Annotated in this window: 3 protein-coding genes and 1 pseudogene; all 4 read right to left on the minus strand. The window is 73.2% G+C overall.

Translation table 11 applies throughout. The annotated features are described in order from the left end of the window. Window positions 1–292 (minus strand): AMP-binding protein (locus P5F91_RS19910; RefSeq protein ID WP_277908051.1); only part of this gene is annotated, 292 nt, incomplete at its 3' end. Next, window positions 256–786, minus strand: a complete 531-nt coding sequence (locus P5F91_RS19915) for an AMP-binding protein (protein ID WP_338424083.1) — start codon at window positions 784–786, stop codon at window positions 256–258. The genes P5F91_RS19910 and P5F91_RS19915, both read right to left, overlap by 37 nt. Next, a pseudogene (locus P5F91_RS29905) lies at window positions 713–1,045 on the minus strand (AMP-binding protein); the annotation flags it as partial. The pseudogene P5F91_RS29905 and the gene P5F91_RS19915, both read right to left, overlap by 74 nt. Next, window positions 949–1,695: AMP-binding protein (locus P5F91_RS19920; protein WP_277908053.1), on the minus strand; the 747-nt coding region annotated here is incomplete at its 5' end. The pseudogene P5F91_RS29905 and the gene P5F91_RS19920, both read right to left, overlap by 97 nt.

A 1,695-nucleotide genomic window follows, 5' to 3' on the forward strand; every position in this document is an offset into this window, starting at 1 on the left:
CCGGATCCATGCGGCCGATGGTGGTGGCCGCCGTGTTTTCCGTGGGGCCGTAGCCGTTGTAGCAGGCCAGGCGGGCGGCGTAGTGGCGGGCATCGGTGGCGATGGGCGCCTCGCCCACGGTCATCAGGATGCGCAGGGGTGGCAGGTCCGCCTGCTCGAACAGCCGCAGGTAGGATGGTGCCATGGTGGCGACGGTGATGCCCCGGCCGGCGATCAAGGCCGGCATCGCCGCGATGTCGTCCATCTCGGCCCGGGTCAGGGGCGACAGGGCGGCGCCGGCGCCCCAGGCCATGACCACGTCGGAGACCCACAGGTCGAAGGTGGGGTCGGATCAACACGGCCCACCGTGGTGGCGGCCGTATTTTCCGTGGGGCCATAGCCGTTGTAGCAGGCCAGGCGGGCGGCATAGTGGCGGGCGTCGGCGGCGATGGGCGCCTCCCCCACGGTCATCAGGATGCGCAGGGGCGGCAGGGGGGCCCGCTCGAACAGGCGCAGGTAAGAGGGCGCCATGGTGGCGACGGTGATGCCCCGGCGGGCGATCAGGCCCGGTATGGCGGCGATATCGTCCATCTCGGCCCGGGTCAGCGGGGACAGGGCGGCGCCCACCCCCCAGGCCATCACGACATCCGAGACCCACAGGTCGAAGGTGGGAGCCGGTGGAGCCGGAGGTGTAGAGGATGTAGGCGGGATCCGCGCCGACATCCTGGGGCATGTCCTCGTCCACCAGGGAGACGTCCCGCACTTCCTCGGGCCGCAGCAGGGGCAGGCCCAAAGCGGCCAAGGCATCGGGCGGGGTGTGGCCGTCCAGTGCCAGGATCATCTGTGCGCCGGCATCCTGGGCGATGAAGGCCAGTCGGTCGCCCGGCAGGTCGCTAGTCAGGGGCACATAAGCGCCACCGGCCCGCCACACCGCCAGCACGGCGGCGGGCAGGGCGGGGGAGCGGTCGGTCAGAATGCCCACCACCTGGCCCCGGCGCAGGCCCAGCCGGCGCAGGGCGGCGGCCAGGGCGCCGATCTCGGCATCCACCTCGGCGTAGGCGCGCACACCGGCGGCGGTGATGAGGGCGGGCGCCTCAGGCTGGGCCCACCGGTGGAGCCGGAGGTGTAGAGGATGTAGGCGGGATCCGCGCCAACGTCCTCACGCAGATCCTCGTCCATCGGGGTGCCGGCATCCCGCACTTCCTCTGGTCGCAGCAGGGGCAGGCCCAGGGCGGCCAGGGGGTCGGGCGGGGTATGGCCGTCCAGCGCCAGGATCAATTGTGCGCCGGCATCCTGGGCGATGAAGGCCAGCCGGTCGCCCGGAAGGTCGCTGGTCAAGGGCACATAGGCGCCGCCGGCCCGCCAGACCGCCAGCACGGCGGTGGGCAGAGTGGGGGAGCGATCGGTCAGGACGCCTACGACCTGCCCCCGGCGCAGGCCCTGCCGGCGCAGGGCGGCGGCCAGGGCGCCGACCCCGGCCTCCACCTCGGCATAGGTGCGGGTGCCAGCAGCGGTGATGAGGGCGAGCGCCTCAGGCTGGGCCTGGGCCAGATCCTGGAACAGGCGGTCGAAGCGGGGCGCGGGCGGCATCAGGGCGGGCCCGTGCTCCCACAGCGCCAATTGGGCGGCCTCATCCGGCAGCAGGGTGGGCAGGGGCTGGTCGGCAGCCCCTTGCGCCACATGGCGAGCCAGGGCCGCCAGCGACAGCGCCCAGCT

The organism is Nitrospirillum amazonense (assembly GCF_029594735.1).
In the GTDB taxonomy this organism is placed as follows: Bacteria; Pseudomonadota; Alphaproteobacteria; order Azospirillales; family Azospirillaceae; genus Nitrospirillum; species Nitrospirillum amazonense.

Bases quoted from the DNA above. Each gene is read 5' to 3' on its own strand.
- P5F91_RS19915 (WP_338424083.1), bottom strand. From the start codon at position 786: ATGCCTTGGCCGCTTTGGGCCTGCCCCTGCTGCGGCCCGAGGAAGTGC.